Genomic DNA, 22,585 nt, shown 5'->3' with positions numbered 1-22,585 from the left:
GATGCATCATGGCAGCGAAGAAAACCTCCACTGCAAAATCGGCGCGCGGACGCAAGCAGGATCGCGCCCGCGTCGCGAGCGGTCAGGACTACGAAGTGCGCTACGAAGCCAAGAAGAGCGGCCGCTCGGCTTCCGCCGTGAAGAAGGCGGTCAAGAAGGTCGGCAACAGCCGCAAGAAGGTCGAGCGCAAGCTCGCGCGTTAGGATCGTCAGTTCGGCTTCGGCCGCTGCGGCGGCCGCAGCGATCCTCTCGCCCAGCCGAGCGCCTTCGGCGAATGCAGGGGATCAGGGCCGTCGCAGACGGGGCAAATCGCCTCGCGCAGCCTGGCCGTCGCGCCGAGTCCGACATCGGCATTTCGGTCAGTCGTCGCATCGTGCTGCCGGTCGCGGAGAGCGAGCGGCCGTCCGCAGGTGGGACATGGCTTGCGCACAATCCATTGGGCCGGACGTTTCAGCACGACGACGTCTCCCGGTTGAGTGCTCAGGCTAGAACATCTTCGGGCGCCGGCGGAATCACTTATTTGAATCGTGGCGATTCTTCCGCTTCGTCCCGCGTCGAACAGTCGGGACAGCTGTCGCCGATCGCACCGAGGACGTCGTCGATCGCAGCGATTGCGTCCGAACTGCAGACGCCGCGCGGCGGAGCGTCGCCTGCGGCGCGACGCGCCCGGGCCACCGCGTACGGATCGCCGCGCTCGCGCATCCAGCCATGCTCCTCGCATTCGCTGATGGCGCCTGCATCGCGCAGGATGCTGATGGCCCAGCGCTCGAGATTCTGGCTCGCCTGGCGGCGCGGATTGGCAGGTGGCATCGGCTCTCTCCAGCCTGGGAGAATCCATGAATCCCCATGCGTTTCCAGGCCGCGCCCGCAGGGCAGGGATTCCAAAATGGAGGGGCTGGTTTTGGGCGGACGAGTCCGCGCTTGCCGCTTGAGATCGCCGCGGGCGGAGGTCATCCTGGGCGGAGCTTCGTGACAAGGGTGCGGACAGGGATGCAGATCAAGACCAATGAGGATGTGCTGCTCATCATCGATGTGCAGAATGATTTTTGCCCGGGCGGCGCGCTTGCGGTCGCCGACGGCGACGCCGTGGTGCCGGTGATCAACCGGCTGAGCGGACGCTTCGATCACGTCGTGCTGACTCAGGACTGGCATCCGGCGGGGCACAGCTCGTTCGCCTCCAGCCACCCCGGCAAGGCGCCGTTCGAGAGCGTCACGATGCCCTACGGGCCGCAGACATTGTGGCCGGATCACTGCATCCAGGGCACGCCGGGCGCGGCGTTTCATCCTGGGCTTTCGACCGACAAGGCGCAGATGATCATCCGCAAGGGTTTTCGCGCCGCGATCGATTCCTATTCGGCGTTCTTCGAGAACGACAAGACCACGCCGACCGGGCTCGCCGGATACTTGCGGGAGCGCGGCCTGAAGCGGGTGTTCCTGGCCGGGCTCGCGACAGATTTTTGCGTGCACTATTCGGCGGTCGACGCGCGCCGGCTCGGCTTCGAGGCGATCGTGATCGACAGCGCCTGCCGCGGCATCGACCTCGGCGGCTCGATGGCCGCCGCGCAGGCTGAAGGCGCCGAGGCCGGCGTGATCAGGCTGCCGGAGCTGGCATGAGCTACGCCGCCGCGCCGATGCCGGGCTCGGCGATGGCGCCGGCGACGCGGACACGGACGCGCAGCGCATTGCCGGGGAGGTAGGCGATCGGCATGTCCTCGACGTCGACCGTCTTGAGCGTGCCGCGCTCGGCGCCCGCCTGCACCGCGCGGTCCTCGGCGATGCCGCGGGCGGCCGCGATGGCCTCGTCGCGGGTCATGTCGCGGAACACCTGGTCGGCCTCGCCCGACACTTGCGCGATGGCGGCACCGACCGCGTTGGCGCAATCGCCATGCGGGACGCGGACGATTTCTGAAATGCCGGCAAGCCGCTCCGGCACCAGGAAGGCGCCGCCCCCGACCGCGAGCAGCGGCACGTCGCCGGCCTCGGTCTTCATGCGGTCGATGTCGCCCTCGAGCTTGCGATGGGCATCCGCGAGCGCGGCGTCGATCAGGGCTTTCGGCAGATGCGCGACGCGCGCGCGGTCGCCGATGTCGATCAGCCCTGCGGCGACCGCGATGTCGGTCGCGGTGAGCTGGTCGCCGCCGAATACGAGCGCCTCGGAGGTCAGCCGGTATCCGACGCTGACCGGCCCGACGCGGACCGGATCCTGCTCGACGTGGCTGCCGCCGCCGAGGCCGATCGAGAGCAAATCGGGCATCCGGAACAGCGTGCGGACGCCGCCGACCTCGACCACCGCATTGGCCTCGCGCGGAAAGCCGTGGCGGAGCTGGCCGATGTCGGAGGTGGTGCCGCCGACGTCGACGACCATGGCGTCGTCGAGGCCGGAGAGATACGCAGCGCCGCGCATCGAATTGGTGGCGCCGGAGGCGAAGCTCATGACCGGGAAGGCGGTCGCGATCTCCGCCTGCATCACCGTGCCGTCGTTCTGCGTCAGGAACAGCGGCGCATCGATGCCGGAGTCGGCGATCGCCTTGCGGAAGGCGGCGACGGTGGTGACGGCGAGATCATGGAGCGCAGCGTTGAGGAGGGCGGCATTCTCGCGTTCGAGCAGGCCGATGCGGCCGAGGTCATGCGACAGAGTGACCGCCACGTCCGGGCAGATCTCGGCGAAGATCTCCCGCGCCGTGATCTCGCAGCTCGGGTCGAGCGGCGAGAACGACGAGGCGACCGCGACCGAGCGTAGGCCCCTGGCCTTGATCGCGCGCGCGGCGGCCTTCAGCCCGTCGGTGTCGAGCGGCATGAACGGACGGCCGTCATAGTCATGGCCGCCCTCCAGCATGAACGTCTCGCCGCTGACGAGCTCGGCAAGGTCGGCCGGCCAGTCGCAGAACGGCGGCAGCGAGGCGGAGGCGGGCATGCCGATGCGGATCGCGCCGATCTTGTGCAGATGCCGCCGCTGCACCACCGCATTGATGAAATGCGTGGTGCCGATCACGACCGCATCGACCGGCACGGCCGCTGCGGGATTTTCGCGCAAGGCCTTCAGCGCGGCGAGAATGCCGGAGGTGACGTCGGCGGTGGTCGCGGCCTTGACGGAATGAACAACCTTGTCGTCGGCAATCAAGACCGCGTCGGTGTTGGTGCCACCGACGTCAATACCAATCCGCTTCATTCACTAGGCTCCAGGGGTCGCAAACAGCGACCGGAAATCGAGGTCGTAACCGAAGGCGCGGGGGCCGACGAAATCGAGGCCGCGCGGGCTGGTCAGCACGGCGGGCGCGGGCAGGGCGATCACGGTGACGCGCTGGCCGTAGCGCACGGTCTCGGTGCCGATGCCGTGGCCGTTGACGCTGTCGAGCACGCAGATCAGATCGGGCGACATCGCGATCGCCTCATCGCCGCGCCAGGCCACGATCCATTCGTTCTGGAACGACAGCTTGAGCTGCGTGCCGCGATCCGCGTCGCTACCCTCGATGACGGCAGAGCCGCGGAGGAAGCCTTCGGTGGTGCGGCGCTCCACGTCGACGATCTTGCCGTTGAACAAGCGCTGGCCGCCCTCGCAGTCGAGGATCGCCGCGATCGGATCCTGATGGTTTTTATTGGCGGCGTTCACGGCGCGGCCGATCGCGATCGCCTTGGTGGTGGTGAAATGAATGCCCCAGTCCTTGACCTCGCGCCCGGTGCGCGGCGCCTTGCTGGTCGAGGCGATCGAGCCCATCTCGACGCAGATCTTGCGGCTGGCGCGCTCCATCCACTTCCACGAGGGGACCTTGGTGACGACGGCCTCGATGCCGCGCGGATCATACAAGGTGCAGGGATACGGCTTGAGATCGCCGATCGCGACCGACGTCATCTGCGCCTCGGGGAAGGCGCGGCCCATGCAGTCGGCGTCGACGACGGGAATGTTCAGATGCGCGGCGGCCATCAGCGCCTGCATGCCATTGCCGCCGCCGATCTCGACCGACATCACGGCGCGGAATTTGAAGCCGTTGATCTCCTCTTGCATGCGCACGGCGCGCGCGATGCTGCGGCTGTCGGCGAGACGCTCCTGGCCGACCAAAGGCGCGCCCATGTTGGAGACCACCGCGACCCAGTCGTCGTCGCCGAGATCGAGCGGCGACATCAGCTGTACGCGATGCCCCTGGGCATAGAGCCGGCGCAGATTGAGCAGGCCGAGATAGGGGCTGCCGCCACCGCCGGTGCCGAGAATCCAGGCGCCGACCGCGAGCGCCTCGATGTCGTCGAGGCTGATCGTCTTCATGTCGACCGCGCTCACGACACGAGCTCCTCGATCACCCGCGCGGCCGCCGCGATCGAGAGAATCACGGGGCCCGGATAATGCCGACGCACGCGGGCCTTGTTGGCGCTGGAGTAGCTCATGCAGTCGAGCACGACGAGGTCGGGTTGCCTGGCCGCCATGTCGCGTGCCGCTGCATCGACGGTCGCGTCATCCGAGCCTGGCTGCAGCGTGACGCCGACGACCTCGACGCCCTCGCGCTGCCATTTCCCGGCAATCAGCGCCGTCTGCTCCGGCAAGGGCGAGAACACGCCGAGCCGGCCCTTCGGCAGCACCGCCTCGACCATCTTGTGCAGCACGGCCGAAGGCAGGACGACGAGTCCCTCCGGCGCAAGATTCGGGAATTTGCCGGTGCAGGCGAGCATGACCACGTCGATGCCCTCCTGGCGAAACTTTGCGAGCTGCGCATTGGCGCGGGTCTCGACGGCCTTCTTGCTGAGACGGACATTGTCGCCGTTCGGCAGCAAGGTGAACAGCGCATCGGCACCATCGATCGGCGGAATCATGTCGATCTCGGCACGGCTCATGCCGTCGAGCGCGCCACGGAGCTCGATCGTCGTGCCCGGCGACAGCACGGCAGCGATCTCGGCCTCCATCGTCGGGCGCGGGCTCTGGCCGATGACGACGATGCCCATGCGACGTTGGGTGCGGTGGGCAGGGGACGGGGATGAAAGCATGACGTTCAAAATATCAATCCTCGAGAATGACGAGATCGGCCGGCCGCCAGCCGAGCGCGACGGCCTGGCCCGGCGTATGGAGCGGGCCGGCTCCGGAATTCGGCTGCTGCGCCAGCACGCGCTGGCCGCCGTCGAGCACGATGCGATAGAGCACGGCGCCGCCGAGGAAGTTCGTGCTCTCCACCGTGCCGCGCGCCGACGTGCCGCTGCTTCTCGTCTCCGACTGATCGGCTGCAGCTATGGTGATCTTTTCGGGCCGCAGGGCGACCGAAACAACTTCGCCTTGCGCGGCGGCAACAGGCCGGGGCAGCGCCAGCGCGAGACTGTTGCCGACCGCGATGCCCGTGCCCTGGTCCATGGTCACGCACTGGCCGCGAAAGATGTTGGTGTCACCGATGAAGTCGGCGACGAAACGGGTGCGTGGCTGGTCATAGATCTCGACCGGCGTGCCGACCTGCTCGACGCGGCCGGCGTTCATCACCGCGATGCGATCAGACATCGCCAGAGCCTCTTCCTGGTCGTGGGTGACGAAGACGAGGGTCACGCCCAGGTTCTTTTGCAGTTGCTTCAGCTCGAACTGCATCTGCTGGCGGAGCTTCTTGTCGAGCGCGCCGAGCGGCTCGTCGCACAACAGCACCCGCGGCGAGATGACGATGGCGCGGGCCAGCGCGACGCGCTGCTGCTGGCCGCCGGAGAGCTGCGCCGGCCTGCGATCCTCCATGCCCGCGAGTTCGACCATCGCCAGCGCGGCCTTCACCTTGGCGGCGATCGTCGCCTTGTCGACCTTGCGCATGCGCAGGCCGAAGGCGACGTTCTCGGCCACCGTCCGGTGCGGAAACAGCGCGTAGTTCTGGAACACCATCGCCATGTCGCGCTTGTGCGCCGGCACATGGGTGATGTCGGCACCGTCGAGGCGGATCTCGCCAGAGCTCGGGGTGTCGAAGCCCGCGATCATGCGCAATGTCGTCGTCTTGCCGCAGCCGGAGGGGCCGAGCAGCGAGAAGAACTCGCCCGGCCGGATGTCCATGGCAACCGTGTCGACGGCGCGAACGCCGCCGTCATAGACCTTGCTGACACCTGCGATTTCGATCGCAGCGCTCATGCGCGGAAGATCCGGTTGACCCGGCTGTCGATCTCGTCCTTCTGCGCGTTGTACCATTTCCAGTCGACCTGGATCAGCTTGCTGACCTTCTCCGGCGTGGTCAGCAGCTTCGCGTCGTACTTGGCGTCGAGCTTCACCCTCTTGTTGGCCGGCGAATACCACACGGTCTCGGCGAGGCGCTTTTGAACGTCTGGGCGCAGCATGTAGTTGATATAGGCGTTGCCGAGCTCCTTGACCTTGCTGCCCGGCGTGATGCTCAGCACCTGCTCCAGCGACAGCACGCCCTCGCTCGGCGTGACGAAGTCGATCGGCTGGTTCTGCCCGTCGTAGCGGTAGATGCCGGAATCATGGATCACGCCGAGTCCGACCTCGCCCGAGAGGAACAGCTTCTCCATCGCGCCGGTGAAGTCGACGAGCTTGATCGGCTTCAGCTTCTCCAGCGCGGCGTAGGCCGCGTCGAGATCGGTCTGGCCCTTGCCGTAGAGCGTGCCGCACATCATCAGGAAGGCCTGGCCCAGGCTGTTGACCGGGATGACGTAGCCGCCGCGCACCCCGTTGTACTTCGCGTCCCACAGCTCCTTCCAGGAGGAGATGTTGGCATAGCCCTTGTCGGTGCGCATCCCCAGGCCGATGGCGCTGGTGAAGATGCAGACGCCGACGATCTTGTCGCTGACGGCGTAGGGATAGAGGTCCGCCATGTTCGGCACCAGCTTCGGATCGACCTTCGGCTCCACGAGGCCCATCTCCACGGCCGCCCATTGCTCGTTGGAGTTGGTGTGCAGCACGTCGTAGATCGGCGCGGAGCGCGAACTCGCCTGCAGCTTCGGCAGGAACGGCAGGGCGGTGTCGGTCTTGAGTTTGCACTTGAACTCGGTCTCGAAGGCGGGGCCGATCTCGGCCTTCATCACCTCGCCCCATTTGCCGCCCCAGCCTGTGACGTTCAGCACCGGCTCCTCGGCGCGTGCGACGTAAGGTGCCGCGATCACACCGGCACCGAGCGAGGCCGCGCCGGTCAGCAGGCGCCGGCGGCTGAGAGTGAAGCGACGCGATGAGGCGGTCATGTCGAAAGTCTCCATCAGAGTTTCACGTAGGAGCGCAGGCCAACGGTACGATCGAGCGCGATGACGACCAAGAAGGCGAGCAGGATCGAGACGACCGAGGCGGCGCCGATGGTGCCGTCGAGGTCGAATTTGAGATAGTTGAACAGCGTGATCGGCAGTGTCTCGCTGCCGGGCGCGACCAGGAACAGCGAAACCGGAAACTGATCGAACGAGACGATGAAGGCGAAGATCCCGCCTGCCATCACGCCGGGCTTCACCAGTGGCAGCGTGACCTCGACGAACGTCCGCGCCGGGCTGGCGCCGAGGTTCTGCGCGGCTTCCTCCAGCCGCACGTCGAAATTATGCAGCACGGCGAGCGTGGTGCGGACGACATAGGGGATCGTCACCAGCGTGTGCCCCGCGACGAGGCCCCACACGGGACGACCGACATCGAGCAGGACGTAGGACTGGAACAGCGCCAGTCCGGTGAGGATCGCCGGCAGCATCAACGGCGACAGCATGGTCGCGACGATCAGCCGCGAGCCGGGCAGATTGCCGCGGGCGATGGCGAGCGCCGCGGACGCGCCGAGCACAGTCGCGGCAACCGTCGTCATCGCGGCGACCTCGAGGCTGAACAGCAGCGCTTGCATGAAGTCGCGCGAGGCGAAGAACTTCTCGAACCAGCGCAGCGAAACGCCGACCGGCGGAAACTGGATGAACGGCGTGGGGTTGAGCGCGAACACGATGACGATCGCGATCGGCGCCAGCAGGAAGGTGAGAATCGCGATGTTCGCTGCCAGGTACAATCGGCGTCCCCATCGCCGCGGCGTCGCCTGGCTGCGCAGGGCAGAGGCTGCCGCAAGCTCGACCGGGCGAGCCAGCTGTGTGTGCTGCGGGGAGACGAGACCCGTCATCGTAGGCCTCACTGCAGCTCGCGCTGGCCCGAGACGAGGCCGAGCACATGATTGTAGGCAATGACGAGCGAAAGCGAGATCACGAGCAGCACCATGCCGAGGGCCGCCGCGAAGCCGACGTTGAAGTTCGCCGAGATCTGCTGATAGATCAGGATCGGCAAGGTCATGATCTGGAAGCCGCCGAGCAGGATCGGCGTGACATAGGCGCTGATCGCGAGCGCGAACACCAGCAGCGAGCCGGCGAGGATGCCGGGCAGGCTGAGCGGCAGAGTGACTTCGAGGAACGCGCGCCAGGGGCTCGCGCCGAGATTTTCCGCCGCCTGCTCGAGCCGCTCGTCGATGCGGCCGATCACGCCGGTCAGAGTCAGCACCATGAACGGCACGTAAATGTGGACGAGCCCGATGATGATTCCGGCCTCATTGTACATCAGCTGCAACGGCCTTGCGATCAGCCCGAGCGAGATGAGGATCTGGTTGATGACGCCCTTGTCGGACAGCAGCGTCATCCAGGCGAAGGTGCGCACGACGATCCCGGTCAGCATGGGGGCCAGCACCGCCATCAGGAGCAGTGCATGGCCGGTGCGGCTCTTGATCCGCGCCATCCAATGCGCCAGCGGATATCCGATGACAAGCGCGACCAGCGTCGTCCAGAGGCCGATCCGGAGCGTGGTCGAGATCACCTCGAGATAATAGCTGTCGTTGCCCATGCGGGCATAGTGTTTCGTGGTGAACGCGACATTCGGCATGACGACGGGGTTTCCCGTCAGCACGCTCATCACCGCCATCAGCCCGATCGGCAGGAAGAAGAACAACGCGAACAGCAGCGCGCTCGGCAGGATCAACAGCGCGAGGCTGTTGACGCGCGGCGCGCTGCTGCCCGGCATCAGGAGGCCAGTCCGGCCAGTTGCTCGATGGTCTGGCCCAGCGGGTCGCCGGTCATGCGCCGCAGCTTCGCGGCCATTGCGTTGAGCTCACGGCGGACATTGGCCCGCTCGATCTCGGTGGTGGCCTGCACCGAATACGACACCGCGATGCCGATCAGCTCGCCGCTCTCGCCGCTGGCGAGCGCAAAGCCCTGCGATCCCACGCCTTCGATGGCTTCGTCGGCCGCGTCCGAGATGCCGGTGCGGCGGATCTCGTTCAGCCGCGCCATCAGCTCATTGAAGTTCTGCGGCGAATTGGCGGGGACCTTGGGGTAGTCGAGCGGCACGCGCGCGCGGATGTCCTGGTCCGACAGGCGCGCCAGCATCGCGCGCCCGTTGGAGGTGACGATCGCCGGCGTGCGCTGGCCCGGCGGGTTGACGACGCGCAGCGGGTTGGAGCCGGGCACGATGCGCAGCACGACCTGCTGATAGCCGTCGAGCACCGCGATGTAGCCGGTGTGCCCGGTGCGCGCGCAGACGTCGCGCAGCTCGCGCTCGGCGATGGCGAGCAAATCGTCATGGGCGCGGTGCAGCCTGCCAAGCTCGAAGGTCAGCAGGCCCGGGCGATAGCGCCGGCTGTGCGGGTCCTGCTCGAGCAGGCCGCAATCGCGCAGCGAGCGGAGCAGGCGCGAGGTCGAGCTCTTGGGCTTGCCGGTCAGGACCTGGACGTCGGCGAAGGAGAGGTCGGGCCGCGTGGTCGAGAAGCAGCGAAGGATGTCGATGGCGTTCGTCAGGGCGCTCATGATGATACCGTCTGTTCCATTTTGCGGAACCTAGTGCCAAATTCTAGAAGCGGCAAACCATCTGCCGCAAGGTGAAATTACGTGCAGAACGCTGCTCGAATGCGCGTCAGGGTGGTGGTCGCGGCGCCAAGGGGGTGCGAAGCATCGTCGGCCTCAATGCGGCATGGCCGAGCGGATGCGGCTCACGGCAGCATTCACGTCGGTCCAGGCGGCCTTGTCCGGTGCGAACTGTCCGCGCAGGTAGGAGACGAGCTCGGCAACCTGCGCGTCGCTCAAATGGTCCTTGAACGCTGGCATGTAGCCGAGGTCGGAGGAGGCCGGCTTCATGATGCCATGCAGGATGACCTGGATCAGGTTGTCGGGCGTCGCGCTGTGCAGATTGCTGTTGACGGCGAGCGAGGGCCTGGTCCCGAACAGTGGCAGGCCGCCGACCTCGTGACAGACGGCGCAGGCGCCGAGATAAAGCCGTGCGGCGGGAGACGAAGCAGAGGTGACCTTGGTGCGCGTTTCGAGCTCCGTGGCCAGGGTCTCCAATTTTGCCGGCTCAGGCGCGGCCTGCTGGAAGGAGGCCAGATAGGTCGCCATCGCGCGAATATCGGCATCGGGGAGCCTCGCGAGATCCTTGACGATCGGCGCCATCGGACCGGCGGCCACGCCGTGGAAACGCGAGTGGCCGGTGCGGAGATAAGTGACGAGTTCGTCTTCCGTCCACGGGATCGGCGCTGAGGAGAGCGCGGTCAGCGCCGGTGCTTCCCAGCCATCGGCGAAGCCGCCTGCGAGATACGCATTGCGCTGCTCGGCGCCGAGCGCGTTGCGTGGCGAGTGACAGGCGCTGCAATGGCCGAGGCTTTCGACGAGGTAGAAGCCGCGATTCCACGGCTCTGATCTGGTCGGATCGGGTTTGAACGCTTCGGTGCTGTGAAACAGCGCATTCCACCCGGCGACCAGCGGCCGCAGGTTGACCGGGAAGCTGAGCGCATTGCCGGGCGCCTGCTGATGAACCGGCGGCTGCGCCATCAGATAGGCGTACAGCGCCTGCAGGTCGGCATCACCGGTGCGGGCAAAATGTGTGTAGGGAAACGCCGGATAGAGCTGCCGGCCATCGCGGTGCACGCCTTCGCGCATCGCGCGCTCGAAGGCGGGATAGGACCAGGCGCCGATCCCGGTCTCGACATCCGGCGTGATGTTTGTGCTGAAGATCGTCCCGAACGGCGTCTCCAGCGCGCGGCCGCCAGCATTGATCAAGCCGCCATCCGAGGTGTGACACACGGCGCAATTGCCGAGCGCCGCAAGTGCCTCGCCGCGCGCGATCGTCGCCGCTGAATAGACCGAGGGATCAGGACGCGTGATCGGCGCGATGGCGCGCCATGGCAGCACGGCGGTCGCGACGCCGATGGCCGCGGCGCAGGCCGCGACGGCGCTGGCGACGAGGCCGCCGCGCTTTGCGAACGGCTTGAGCCAAGTGGCCGCTGGCTTATTCGGAGCTGGCAACGGCTGCGGCTTGGCGGACTCGACCTCGTCGCCGCGCAAACCTTTCAGGATTCGCTCCGGCGTGAACGGGGGCTCGCGGAAGCGCACGCCCGTGGCGTCGTAGATCGCGTTGGCGATGGCGGCGGCGCTCGGCACCGATGCGGACTCGCCGACGCCAAGGGGGGGCTGATCCGGCCGCGGCAGCATCAGCACGTCGATCTTGGGCACGTCGGGGAAGGTGATGATCGGGTAGGCGCCCCATTCGCGCGCCACGACCTTGCCGCGGGAGAACGGGACCTCCTCCATCAGCGCCCGGCTGGTGGACTGGATGACGTTGCCTTCGATCTGGTGGCGCACGCCATCCGGATTGATCATCAGGCCGGAGTCCTGGCCGGCGATCACGCGGGTGACGCTGACATCACCGGTCGTGGTGTTGACCGCGACATCGGCGATCCAGGCCGACCAGGCCGCGCCGTAGCCGGGAAACTTGCTGTGGACGTAGAGCGCGTAGGCGAAGCCGCGGCCGTGTACGACGCCATTCTCCGGCGTCTTCTCTTCCCGCACCGGACGCGGCCGCCAGCCGGCGCGCTCGGCCACAGCGTTGACGAGATCGCGCGCGCGCTCGTCCTTCAGATAGCGCAGCCGGTATTCGATCGGATCGACTTCAGCCTCCGCGGCGAGCTCGTCGATATAGGATTCGTGCGCAAACGTATTGGGCAGCGCCGAGACGCCGCGGATCCAGGAGGCGCGCACGATCGGCGGCATGTCATGCGCGGTCACGCGCATGTGGTCGTAGTCGTAGGGCGGGATCGCGGTGCGGTCGCCCATCTCGAACACCGCAGGCTCCGGCGCGATGCGTCCGGTGAGCAGCAGCGCCAGGGTCGGCGCGCCGTTCGACGGATAGCGCGTCGCGAACTCGTAGGCGGCGACCGAGCCGTCGGCATTGAGCCCGCCATTGACGTCCATCAGCTGGGCCGTGCCCTTCGGCTCCCACACATGCTCCTGCTCGCGTGTCAGCTGCACGCGCACCGGACGGCCGACCGCGCGCGACAGCAGCACAGCGTCGGCGGTGACGTCGTCGGCGCAGTTGCGGCCGTAACAGCCGGCGGCCTCCAGCCGGATCAGCTCGATCTGGTGCTCGGGGCAGTCGATCAGCTTGGCGAGATCGGCGCGCAGGAGGTGAGGGTTCTGCGTGCCCGAATAGATCCGGATCTGGCCTTCGCAATAATCGGCGACGGCGCAGGATGGCCCGATCGAGCCATGCATCTGATACGGCCAGAGATACGTCCGTCGCATCGGCTTGGCTGCGCCTTCGATTGCGGCATCGACGTCGCCCTTATCGAGCAGCCGGCGCGGCGCGGACGGATTGACGCGCAGCGCATTCTCGACATCGTCGAGATCGCGCAAGGTCGGCACCGGCTTCCACTTCACCTTCAGCCGTTCGGCGGCGCGGATCGCCTGCTCCTCGCGCTCGGCGACGACACCGATGAAGTCGCCGATCACGACGACGTCGACCAAGCCAGGGATATCGCGCACCGACTCTTTATCGACCCCGAGCAGACTGGTGCCGATGAAGGGACCGGCGTCGACTCCAGCATAAGGCGGGCGCACGACACGACCGTGCAGCATGCCGGGCACGCGCACGTCGTGCACGTAAGTCAGCTCGCCTGTCGCCTTCGCCGGCAGATCGACACGTGGCACAGAGCGCCCGACGACCTGGTAGTTGTCCACGGATTTGACGGCGATGTCGTCGGTGAGCTCGAGGCGGACCGTGTCGTCGCCGATCAGTTCGCCATAGCTGAGCACACGGTTGTTGGGGCCTCGGACAAGCCCGTCCTCGATCGTCAGGTCCCCGGCGGCAAGGCCGAGCTGCGTCGCCGCTCGCGCCAGCAAAAAGGCGCGCGCCTGCGCGGCCGCCTGGCGCAGCGGCACGGCGGTGATCTGGATGGTCTCGCTGGCGATGGTTGCGCCCTGGTTGGGCACGATTGCGGTGTCTCCGAGCACGACCACAACCCGGGCGAAGGAGACGTCGAGCTCTTCTGCGACGATCTGTCCCAGGGCGGTGCGAATGCCGGTGCCGAGATCGACATGGCCGTTGAAGGCCGAGACCTCGCCTGCCGCGGTGATTCTGATGAAGGTTTCGGATGAGCCGCCGGCCGTGCTGCGCTCGACGGTCAGCATGCCGCCCGGATGATCGGCTGTCGTCATGACGCTCTCAGTCATCAGTCCAGCGCCTCGAGCGTGTGGCCGGCCGCGCGCATCGCCGCGCGGAGAATTTCGACATGCGCGCCGCAGCGGCAGAGATTGTAGCGCAGCGCCTGCTTGATCTCGTCGAGCGACGGATCGGGCTTGATCGCCAGCAGCGCCTTGGTCGTCATGATCATGCCGTTGAGGCAGTAGCCGCATTGCGCGGCCTGCTCGGCGATGAAGGCCTGCTGCACGGGATCCGGCGCCTCGCGCGTTCCCAGGCCTTCCAATGTGGTCACGCTTCGGCCAGCGCAGCCTTCGATCGGAATCACGCAGGAGCGCGCGGCGCGGCCGTCGATCAGCACGGTGCAGGCGCCGCACTCGCCGAGGCCGCAGCCGTATTTGGGGCCGTTCAAAGCGAGATCGTTGCGCAGCAGATGGAGCAGGGGCGTCTCGGGCGCGACGGCGACGTCATGCGTCTGTCCGTTCACGGTCAGCCGAATCGTTGCTGGCGTCATGCCCTTCTGTCGTCCGCTGTGATATCGTTAACGAGGATGCGATCGTGATCGCCCTGAGCCTATCGTTTGTGTACTAACATGCAAGTACCGCGTTTCGCGGTGCAGCGTGTGCACGATTTGTCGTCATTGTGCAGGGCAAACTGATCGATTATCCGGCAAACCTGCTTTTCGCTCGCGCTGGCGCTTGACAGTCGGCGGACGGGCGCGACATCATTCGTATACGAACGAATTGCCTCGGCGGACGGCGGTGCGCCGCCCCGGCTTCAAGATGGGCTTCTCTGCATGGCGACTGAGACGGCGAGCGAGAGTGCAGGAGACAAGATCCGCTGCGATGCCTGTCCGGTGATGTGCTACATCAAGCCGGGCGCGGCCGGCGCCTGCGATCGCTACGCCAATCAGGACGGCGTGCTGGTGCGCGTCGATCCTCACATCCTTCTGGAGCGTGCCGTGTCGCATGGCGGCAAGCTGGTGCCGTTCCAGGCCAGCGGCGACTGGGACGGCAAGATCGTGCATCAGCCTGAGCTGTTCGTCACCGCGATCGGAGCGGGTACGACCTATCCGGACTACAAGCCGGCGCCGTTCATCGTGTCGTCGCAGGTGGAAGGCGTCGACATGGTCACCGTGGTGACCGAGGGAATCTTCAGCTATTGCGGTGTCAAGGTGAAGATCGACACCGACCGCTATCTCGGGCCGGAAGCCGCGACGGTGCGTGTCGACGGCGAGGCCGTCGGTCACGTCACGACCAGCGAATACGGCTCGCAGATGCTGTCGCTCGGCGGCGTGCATCATCTCACCGGCGGCTCGAAGAAGGAGGGGCGCGTCACCTGCGATGCGCTGATGGACCTCAGCAACCGCAAGGCCGTGGAGCTCACGATCGACGGCGGCGCCAGCGTGATCGTGCAGGCCGGGCAGCCGCCGATCGTCAACGGCGTCAAGGAAGAGCGCATGCGCGTCGGCTGCGGCTCAGCGACGATCGGCATGTTCGCCAAGCAGTGGCAGGGCAAGGTCGACGAGGTCGTCGTGGTCGACGACCATATCACCGGGGTGCTGTCGGAACACCAGGCCGGCAAACTGCTCGACATCCCCTCGACCGGCATCAAGATGAAGGGCCGGCGCTCGACGCCCGGCCGTTACTTCCAGGTCGCGCAGCCCGGCACGGGCTGGGGCGGCACCGACATTTCCGATCCGCTCGCCATTCTCGGGCCGTTCGATCCGAAGACGGCGAAGCCGGGCACGACGCTGCTGATGGTGTCGACCACCGGCGAGCATGCGGGCTACTACGTGCTCGACGACGACTTGAAGCCCGTTCAGCGCGACATGCCGGCCGAGCTGCAGTTCTCGGTCGACCGTATCCAGGAGAATTGCGAGCCGGCGCTGTGTACCGTGCTGTTCATGGCCGGCGCCGGCGGCTCGCTGCGGGCGGGCGTGACCGACAATCCGGTGCGGCTGACGCGCTCGGTCAAGGATGCGCTGACGCGCGTCACCTCGGGCGGCGCGCCCGTCTATGTCTGGCCGGGCGGCGGCATTACCTACATGGTCGACGTGACGCAGATGCCGGCCGGCGCCTTCGGCTATGTGCCGACGCCGGCGCTGGTGGCGCCGATCGAGTTTACCATGGCACTGTCCGACTACGAGGCGCTCGGCGGTCATATGGACTATGTGCAGCCGCTCGCGTCACTCAAAGACGTCAGCAAGGATATTCGTCAGTTGCCGTGGCCGGGGCAGGGCGCATGAGCCGCCAGCCCCAGATCGCGCTGTTGCCGGACCGGCGGCTGCACCTGCAGGATGGGCCGATCGATCTGATCATCGGCGCCGACGGCTCGGAGGCTGATATGCGCGCCGCCTACCAGGCGGCTGCGAAGCGCTTCACGGGGCTGCTCGATGAGCTCTGTTCGGAGCTGCCCGAGCTGCGCAAGGCTGCTGATCTCGGTTGTCCTCTGAATGGTGTCGTCGCTCGTCGCATGCATGCGGCGGTGGCGCCGTTCGCAGCCGAGATGTTCATCACGCCGATGGCGGCCGTCGCCGGTGCCGTGGCGGAGGAAATCCTCGGCGCGATGCTGAGCGCGGCGAAGCTCACGCGCGCCTATGTCAACAATGGCGGCGACATCGCGCTGCAGCTGCGGGACGCCGCGACGTTCAGCGTCGGGCTGATGGATCGGCCGGACAGCGCCGGAACCATGCGCCGGATGACGCTGCGCGCAGCCGATGAGGTCAGCGGCGTCGCCACCTCAGGACGCCACGGCCGCAGCTTTTCGCTCGGCATCGCCGACGCAGTCACGGTGCTGGCCAGGACCGCCGCGCAGGCCGACGCTGCTGCGACCGTGATTGGCAATGCTGTGGATCTGCCCGGACATCCGGCAGTGCTCCGTCGTCCTGCCTGCGAGTTGCAGCCGGACAGCGATCTCGGTCAGCGGCCCGTCACATGCGGGGTCGGAGACCTCAGCGATGCCGACGTCGCAATCGCGCTGGCATCGGGCGAGCGATGCGCGCAAGCCTTGCTGGCGGATGGTCAGATCGAAGGCGCGGTTCTCCAACTCGGTGGGGCCATCCGCATCGTCGGTCCGCGTTCGATCGAGATCATCCGTCCGTCGCAGTTGCAGGCTGCGGCCGCGTGAGGTTTGATCCATGATGGGCTGGAACATGAGGAACTGCCGACGATGAGCGCCGTCATCCGCAAGATCGTGACCGTGGTGGAGGAAGTCCATCAGGAGATGGGCAAAGACGTCTCGCCGCCGACGCGCCGGGCCGCGGCCGTCGCCGTGATCGAGAATCCGTTCGCCGGCCGCTATGTCGAGGATCTCACGCCGCTGATCGCGATCGGCGAGGAACTCGGCGAGATGCTGGCCAGGCGCGCGGTGGCCGCGCTCGGCATCGAGGGACCTGCGGCGCACAGTTATGGCAAGGCTGCGGCCGTCGGCAGCGACGGCGAGCTGGAGCATGCCGCGGCGATCCTGCACCCGAAGATGGGCGCGCCGGTGCGCAAGGTGCTCGGCAAGGGTGCCGCGCTGATCCCATCGTCGAAGAAGCGCGGCGGCGTCGGCTGCACGCTCGATATTCCGCTCGGGCATAAGGATGCCGCCTTCGTGCGCAGCCATTTCGACGGCATGGAGGTGCAGATCAATGACGCGCCGCGTGCCAACGAAATCATGGTCGCGCTCGCCGTCACCGACAGCGGGCGCCCCTTGCCAAGGGTCGGCGGGCTAGAGGTCGCCGAGATCAAGGGCGACGACGGTTTACGATAATCGAGCATGCTCCGGAAAAGCGGGTACCGGTTTTCCGACGAGAGCATGCTCAAAAATAGTCAGATCAAAACTGGAGGCTGAAGGGATGCGACGGAGAACGATGCTTGCGGCAGGCCTGGGCCTTGCCGTCGCGGGACTTGCAGGCGCGGCGCGCGCCGAGGACGTCATCAAGATCGGCGAGATCAACAGCTACTCGCTGCTGCCGGCGTTCACCGAGCCCTATCGCAAGGGCTGGCAGCTCGCGGTCGAGGAGGTCAACGCGGCCGGCGGCATCAACGGCAAGAAGCTCGTCGTCGTTTCCAAGGACGACAGCGGCAAGCCGGCCGACGCGCAGACCGCGGCCAACGAGCTGGTGTCGAGCGAGAACGTCGCGATGCTCGCCGGCACGTTCTTGTCGAACATTGGCCTCGCCGTCAGCGACTTCGCCAACCAGAAGAAGGTGTTCTTCCTGGCGGCCGAGCCGCTGACCGACGCCATCACCTGGTCCAAGGGCAACAAATACACCTTCCGCCTGCGTCCGTCGAACTACATGCAGGCCGCTATGCTGGTCGAGGAAGCCGCCAAGCTTCCGGCCAAGCGCTGGGCCACGATCGCGCCGAACTACGAATATGGCCAGTCGGCGGTCGCCGTGTTCAAGAAGCTGCTCTCGGAAAAGCGCCCGGATATCCAGTGGGTCGACGAGCAGTGGCCGCCGCAGGGCAAGATCGACGCCGGCCCGGTGGTGCAGGCTGTCGCCGCCGCCAATCCGGAGGCGATCCTCAACGTCACCTTCGGCGCCGACCTCGTGAAGCTGGTCCGCGAAGGCAACACCCGCGGCCTGTTCAAGGACCGCAAGGTCGTCAGCTTCCTGACCGGCGAGCCGGAATATCTCGATCCGCTCAAGGAGGAGACGCCGGAGGGCTGGATCGTCACCGGTTATCCCTGGTACTCGATCAAGACGCCGGAGCATGATGCGTTCCTCAAGGCCTATCAGGCCAAGTACAACGACTATCCGCGGCTCGGCTCGATCGTGGGCTACCAGACCATCAAGTCGGCGGCCGCCATCCTCGCCAAGGCCGGCTCGACCGATGCCGACAAGCTGATCGCAGCGGCCGAAGGCCTCTCCGTGCCGTCGCCGTTCGGCGAGATCACCTTCCGCAAGAACGACCATCAGTCGACGCTCGGCGCCTTCGTCGGTAAGACCGCGCTGAACGACGGCAAGGGCATCATGGTCGACACCGTCTACCGCAAGGGCTCGGACTATCTGCCTGGTGATGCCGAAGTCGCCAAGCTGCGTCCGAAGGACTGATCCACGCCTTCTCCACGCTTTCCTGCCTCCTCCTCTCGCGGAGGAGAGCGGGCGGGGTGAGGGCTGTTGACGCCTGGTCTACAGGTCCAGGCCGAGATCCCTCACCCCACGCTTGCCCGCCGGTTCGGCGCGGCTTCTTCATACAGACGATCTCCTGACGCGGACCGCCCATGGCCTTCTATTTCGTCCAGTTCCTGACCGGCCTTGCCAGCGCGGCCTCGCTGTTCCTGGTGGCATCGGGACTGTCGATCATCTTCGGCGTCACCCGCATCGTGAATTTCGCCCATGGCGCGTTCTACATGCTTGGCGCCTACGTGGCCTTCTCGCTGACCGAGCGGCTGTCCGGCCCGCTCGGCTTCTGGGGCGGCATCGTCGTCGCGGCGCTCGCGGTCGCTGTCATCGGCGTACTGGTCGAGATCGTGCTGTTGCGCCGGATCTATCACGCGCCGGAATTGTTCCAGCTGCTCGGGACGTTCGGCCTGACCTTGATGGTCGAGGACCTCGTCGTGCTGATCTGGGGCCCGGACGACCTGGTCGGCCGTCGCGCGCCTGGCTTCAAGGGCGCGGTCGATTTTTTCGGCCAGAACATTCCGAGCTATGACCTGTTCTTGATCGCGATGGGGCCCATCGTTCTCGGCGTGCTGTGGCTGCTGTTTCAGCGTACGCGCTGGGGCATCCTGGTGCGCGCGGCGACGCAGGACCGCGACATGGTCGCGGCGCTCGGCGTCAATCAGAAATGGCTGTTCACTTCGGTGTTCGCGGTCGGCGTCTTCCTGGCGGCGCTGGGCGGCGCGCTGCAGATCCCGCGCGATGCGGTCCACCATGCGATGGACCTGCGCATCATCGTCGAAGTCTTCGTTGTCGTGGTGATCGGCGGCCTCGGTAGCATCCTCGGCGCCTTCGTCGCCGCGGTGCTGGTGTCCGAGCTCAACGCCTTCGGCATCCTGATCTTCCCGACGATCTCGCTGATCCTGGTGTTCCTGGTGATGGCCGTCGTGCTCGTCGTGCGGCCCTGGGGCCTGTTCGGCAGGAAGGAGGCGCCCGCGCGCCGCACTCCCGGTCTTACCGTCATTCCCTGGCGTCCCCTGAGCTCGGTCGAGCGGCTGGCCTCTCTCGTCGCGCTGGCGTTCGCGGCGATGCTGCCCTTCATCGCCGGCAACTACGCGCTGACCGTCGGCGCGGAGATCGCGATCTTCGTGATCTTCGCAGCGTCCCTCCACTTCCTGATGGCCGTCGGCGGCCTCGCCTCGTTCGGCCACGCCGCTTATTTCGGCCTCGGCGCCTATGGCGTCGCGTTCCTCGCCAAGCTGGCGGGATTGCCGATGATCGCCTGCCTGCTGCTCGGGCCGTTGTTGGGCGCGGCGGGGGCGGCCGTGTTCGGCGCCTTCGCCGTGCAGCTCTCGGGCGTGTACTTCGCGATGCTGACGCTCGCTTTTGCCCAGATCGTCTGGTCGATCGCGTTCCAATGGGTCGCAGTGACCGGCGGCGACAACGGCATCCTCGGCCTGTGGCCGGAGAAATGGGCGGCCTCGCCGTCGCACTTCTACTGGCTTGCGCTCGGCGTGTCCGCTGTCGTCGTCAGCGTGCTGCGCCTCGTCACCTTCTCGCCGTTCGGCTACGCCCTGCGCGGCATGCGCGACTCGCCGCTGCGCAGCGAGTCCATCGGCATCAACGGCAAGCGCATCCAGTGGACCGCCTTCATCATCGCCGGCACCACCGCGGGCATCGGCGGCGCGCTGTTCGCCTATCTCAAGGGCAGCGTCTTCCCCGACAACATGGGCATCTCGCTGTCGGTCGATGCGCTGGTCATGGTGCTGCTCGGGGGCGTCGAGACCGTGCCCGGCGCAATTTTCGGCGCCATCGTCTACAAGGCGCTCAACATCTGGCTGGTCAGCCAGACCGATTGGTCGAAGCTCGTGCTCGGCATCTTCATCGTGCTGATCGTGGTGGTCTTCCCCAAGGGCATCGTCGGCGTGGTCGAGAGCGTCATGCACCGGCGGCGTGCAGTCGCGCCGAAGGCGGCTGCGCTGGCGGCGAAGATGGAGGGCGCGCAATGAGTCTCGGTGTGTCCTTGCTGTTAGTTGAAGGCCTGACGAAATCCTACGGCGGCATTCACGCCGTGCGCAACGTGTCGTTCATGCTGCAGGCCGGCGAGATCCTCGCGCTGATCGGGCCTAACGGCGCAGGCAAGAGCACCTGCTTCGACATGCTGAACGGCCAGAACGTGCCGGACAGCGGCCGCATCACCGTGATGGGGCAGGAGACCACCGGCCGCAAGCCGCGCGAGGTCTGGCGGCTCGGGGTCGGCCGCACGTTCCAGATCACCGCGACCTATCCGACCATGACCGTGCGTGAGAACATCCAGGTTGCGCTGGTGTCGCACCATCGCCGCCTGTTCGACTTCTGGAGCCCGATGATCGGAATCGAGCGCGGCGAGGCGGATCGCCTGCTCGATCTCGTCGGCATGGCCGGCTATGCCGAGCGGCCGTGCGGCGAGCTCGCCTATGGCGATCTCAAGCGGCTGGAGCTCGCGATCGCGCTGGCCAACCAGCCGAAGCTCTTGCTGATGGACGAGCCGACCGCCGGCATGGCGCCGCGCGAGCGCGTCGAGCTGATGCGGCTGACCGCCAAGATCGCGCGCGAGCAGTCGATCGGCGTGTTGTTCACGGAGCATGACATGGACGTGGTGTTCGAGCATGCCGACCGCATCCTCGTGCTCAATCGCGGCAGCCTGATCGCGCAGGGCTCCCCGGCCGAGGTGCGCGCCAACCGCGAGGTGCAGGCGATCTATCTCGGCGAGGGCCTACTGTACGATGCCCGGCATCGCGAGGGGGCCTCGGCATGAAGCTGTCCGTTTCCAATCTCAACAGCCATTATGGCCCGGCGCATATCCTGTTCGACATCGGTCTCGAAGTCGGCGAGGGCGAGGTCGTGGCGCTGCTCGGCCGCAACGGCGCCGGCAAGTCGACGACGTTCCGCTCGATCGTCGGTCTCGTCGCGCTGCGCGACGGGCAGATCATGTTCGAAGGCAAGGACATCTCGACTGCGCCGACGCATGAGATCGTCCGAGCCGGTCTCGGCTACGTTCCCGAGGAGCGGCGTATCTTCACCGACCTGACGGTCGAGGAGAATCTCGAGGTCGGCCGGCAGAAGCCGCGGCCGGGCGCGCCGCAATGGACGCGCGAGAAGCTGTACAAGCTGTTTCCCAATCTCGGCGAGATGAAGAACCGCCCGGGCGGCCGCATGAGCGGTGGCGAGCAGCAGATGCTGACGATCGCCCGCACTTTGATGGGCAACCCGTCGCTGGTGCTGCTGGACGAGCCCTCCGAAGGCCTGTCGCCGAAGATCGTCGAGCAGATGGTCGATGCCATCCTGACGATGAAGAAGGAGGGCGTGTCGCTGGTGGTGTCCGAGCAGAACCTGCATTTCGCGAAGCTGATCTCCGATCGCGCCTATATCATCGAGCGCGGCCGCATCTGCTTTGCCGGGACCATGGCCGAGCTCGACGCGCGGCCCGATATCCGCGACGCGCATCTGTCGATCTGAGGCGAGGACTCATGGCAAAGACCGCTGCGTTGAAGCGGCCCGCAAAGGCGGCCACCAAGGCTGGCCCGAAGCCCCCGGCCAAGGCTGCCGCGAAGGCTGCGGCCAAGCCGTCGAAATCGACCTATGTGCTCGACGACCAGATCGGCTTCATCCTGCGCCAAGTCTGGCAGCGCCACACCATGATCTTCGCCCGCGACATCGGCAGCAATCTGACGCCGACGCAATGGGCGGCGCTGTCGAAGCTGGTCGAGACCGGGCCGTGCTCGCAGAACCAGCTCGGTCGTCTCACGGCGATGGACGTCGCAACCATCAAGGGCGTCATCGATCGGTTGACCGCGCGGGGGCTGACGGAGACGAGCGCTGACCCGCAGGACGGCCGGCGGCTGCTGGTGAGCCTGACGCGCGCGGGCCAGCAGCTCGCCGAGAAGACCGCGCCACTGGCGCTCGCAATCTCCAAGGAGACGCTGGCGCCGCTCGATGCGAAGGAGCGCGAGGCACTGCTGGGGCTGTTGGGCCGGCTGCGGTAGTTGGCGCAAACACTGCGGGAGCGGTAAGCTCTGCTGTCGTCCCGGCCTTGAGCCGGGACCCATACTCCGCGGCCGTCGTGGCGGGCACGATGTTAACGACGCGCCTGCCTCAAA

At 66.7% G+C, this 22,585-nt stretch carries 22 protein-coding genes; 10 read left to right on the top strand and 12 right to left on the bottom strand.

The features are described 5' to 3' along the window. The first annotated feature begins 8 nt into the window (after positions 1–8). Entirely contained in the window at positions 9–203 is a 195-nt protein-coding gene (locus NLR35_RS07505) for a DUF3606 domain-containing protein (protein WP_257165909.1), read from the top strand. A gap of 5 nt (positions 204–208) precedes the next feature. Here the strand turns inward: NLR35_RS07505 and NLR35_RS07500 are convergent, their stop codons facing one another. Beyond that, positions 209–457 (bottom strand): hypothetical protein, encoded by a 249-nt coding sequence (locus NLR35_RS07500; RefSeq protein WP_257165908.1) that lies wholly within the window; start codon positions 455–457, stop codon positions 209–211. Positions 458–516: 59 nt separating this feature from the next. Next, entirely contained in the window at positions 517–954 is a 438-nt protein-coding gene (locus NLR35_RS07495; protein ID WP_306577293.1) for a hypothetical protein, read from the bottom strand. Positions 955–990: 36 nt separating this feature from the next. Between NLR35_RS07495 and pncA the strand changes: the two genes are divergently transcribed. After that, a complete protein-coding gene (gene pncA, locus NLR35_RS07490; RefSeq protein WP_257165907.1) occupies positions 991–1,614 on the top strand; it encodes a bifunctional nicotinamidase/pyrazinamidase in 624 nt (207 codons plus the stop codon). 1 nt (position 1,615) lies between these two features. Here pncA and NLR35_RS07485 read toward each other — a convergent pair whose 3' ends face one another. From NLR35_RS07485 to NLR35_RS07440, 10 genes are all read right to left on the bottom strand, one after another. Beyond that, positions 1,616–3,169, bottom strand: coding sequence for a hydantoinase/oxoprolinase family protein (locus tag NLR35_RS07485; protein WP_257165906.1), 1,554 nt, complete (start codon positions 3,167–3,169; stop codon positions 1,616–1,618). A gap of 3 nt (positions 3,170–3,172) precedes the next feature. Beyond that, positions 3,173–4,273: a DUF917 domain-containing protein gene (locus NLR35_RS07480; protein ID WP_257165905.1), complete on the bottom strand. Its 1,101-nt coding sequence runs from the start codon at positions 4,271–4,273 to the stop codon at positions 3,173–3,175. Then, on the bottom strand, positions 4,270–4,929 hold the full coding sequence (locus tag NLR35_RS07475; RefSeq protein ID WP_257165904.1) for an AroM family protein: 660 nt from the start codon (positions 4,927–4,929) through the stop codon (positions 4,270–4,272). The genes NLR35_RS07480 and NLR35_RS07475 overlap by 4 nt, the downstream gene beginning before the upstream one ends. Before the next feature lie 55 nt (positions 4,930–4,984). Further along, positions 4,985–6,073, bottom strand: a complete 1,089-nt coding sequence (locus NLR35_RS07470) for an ABC transporter ATP-binding protein (RefSeq protein ID WP_257165903.1) — start codon at positions 6,071–6,073, stop codon at positions 4,985–4,987. Continuing rightward, positions 6,070–7,134, bottom strand: coding sequence for an extracellular solute-binding protein (locus NLR35_RS07465; protein ID WP_257165902.1), 1,065 nt, complete (start codon positions 7,132–7,134; stop codon positions 6,070–6,072). The genes NLR35_RS07470 and NLR35_RS07465 overlap by 4 nt, the downstream gene beginning before the upstream one ends. A 14-nt stretch (positions 7,135–7,148) precedes the next feature. Next, entirely contained in the window at positions 7,149–8,027 is an 879-nt protein-coding gene (locus NLR35_RS07460) for an ABC transporter permease (RefSeq protein WP_257165901.1), read from the bottom strand. Between the two features lie 8 nt (positions 8,028–8,035). Next, complete coding sequence (locus NLR35_RS07455) at positions 8,036–8,911, bottom strand: ABC transporter permease (RefSeq protein WP_257165900.1); 876 nt, start codon at positions 8,909–8,911, stop codon at positions 8,036–8,038. Next, complete coding sequence (locus NLR35_RS07450) at positions 8,911–9,693, bottom strand: IclR family transcriptional regulator (RefSeq protein WP_257165899.1); 783 nt, start codon at positions 9,691–9,693, stop codon at positions 8,911–8,913. Before NLR35_RS07450 ends, NLR35_RS07455 begins: the two co-directional genes overlap by 1 nt. Before the next feature lie 153 nt (positions 9,694–9,846). Next, positions 9,847–13,386 carry a molybdopterin cofactor-binding domain-containing protein gene (locus tag NLR35_RS07445; RefSeq protein WP_374940794.1) on the bottom strand — a complete coding sequence of 1,180 codons (3,540 nt, stop codon included), beginning with the start codon at positions 13,384–13,386 and terminating at the stop codon, positions 9,847–9,849. Further along, complete coding sequence (locus NLR35_RS07440) at positions 13,386–13,868, bottom strand: (2Fe-2S)-binding protein (RefSeq protein WP_257165897.1); 483 nt, start codon at positions 13,866–13,868, stop codon at positions 13,386–13,388. Before NLR35_RS07440 ends, NLR35_RS07445 begins: the two co-directional genes overlap by 1 nt. A 282-nt stretch (positions 13,869–14,150) precedes the next feature. On the opposite strand from NLR35_RS07440, the gene NLR35_RS07435 reads away from it, so the two are divergent. The 8 genes from NLR35_RS07435 (at position 14,151) to NLR35_RS07400 (ending at position 22,471) form a co-directional block, all read left to right on the top strand. Next, positions 14,151–15,602 carry a 6-hydroxynicotinate reductase gene (locus NLR35_RS07435; protein ID WP_257165896.1) on the top strand — a complete coding sequence of 484 codons (1,452 nt, stop codon included), beginning with the start codon at positions 14,151–14,153 and terminating at the stop codon, positions 15,600–15,602. Beyond that, positions 15,599–16,483 carry a UPF0280 family protein gene (locus NLR35_RS07430; protein WP_257165895.1) on the top strand — a complete coding sequence of 295 codons (885 nt, stop codon included), beginning with the start codon at positions 15,599–15,601 and terminating at the stop codon, positions 16,481–16,483. The genes NLR35_RS07435 and NLR35_RS07430 overlap by 4 nt, the downstream gene beginning before the upstream one ends. 42 nt (positions 16,484–16,525) lie before the next feature. Beyond that, the gene (locus tag NLR35_RS07425; protein ID WP_257165894.1) at positions 16,526–17,110 is read left to right on the top strand and encodes an amino acid synthesis family protein; all 585 of its coding nucleotides are present in this window, start codon (positions 16,526–16,528) and stop codon (positions 17,108–17,110) included. A gap of 100 nt (positions 17,111–17,210) precedes the next feature. Beyond that, a complete protein-coding gene (locus tag NLR35_RS07420) occupies positions 17,211–18,398 on the top strand; it encodes an ABC transporter substrate-binding protein (RefSeq protein ID WP_374940798.1) in 1,188 nt (395 codons plus the stop codon). A gap of 170 nt (positions 18,399–18,568) precedes the next feature. Next, complete coding sequence (locus NLR35_RS07415; protein ID WP_257165892.1) at positions 18,569–20,455, top strand: ABC transporter permease; 1,887 nt, start codon at positions 18,569–18,571, stop codon at positions 20,453–20,455. After that, on the top strand, positions 20,452–21,243 hold the full coding sequence (locus NLR35_RS07410; RefSeq protein WP_257165891.1) for an ABC transporter ATP-binding protein: 792 nt from the start codon (positions 20,452–20,454) through the stop codon (positions 21,241–21,243). Before NLR35_RS07415 ends, NLR35_RS07410 begins: the two co-directional genes overlap by 4 nt. Then, a complete protein-coding gene (locus NLR35_RS07405) occupies positions 21,240–21,944 on the top strand; it encodes an ABC transporter ATP-binding protein (RefSeq protein ID WP_257165890.1) in 705 nt (234 codons plus the stop codon). The genes NLR35_RS07410 and NLR35_RS07405 overlap by 4 nt, the downstream gene beginning before the upstream one ends. A gap of 11 nt (positions 21,945–21,955) precedes the next feature. Then, entirely contained in the window at positions 21,956–22,471 is a 516-nt protein-coding gene (locus NLR35_RS07400) for a MarR family winged helix-turn-helix transcriptional regulator (RefSeq protein ID WP_257165889.1), read from the top strand. Positions 22,472–22,585: the final 114 nt, after the last annotated feature.

This window comes from Bradyrhizobium sp. SRS-191 (assembly GCF_024586915.1).
Taxonomy (GTDB): Bacteria; Pseudomonadota; Alphaproteobacteria; order Rhizobiales; family Xanthobacteraceae; genus Bradyrhizobium.
Note: the sequence above shows the minus strand (reverse complement) of the source record. Positions and strands in the feature narration are given on the sequence as shown.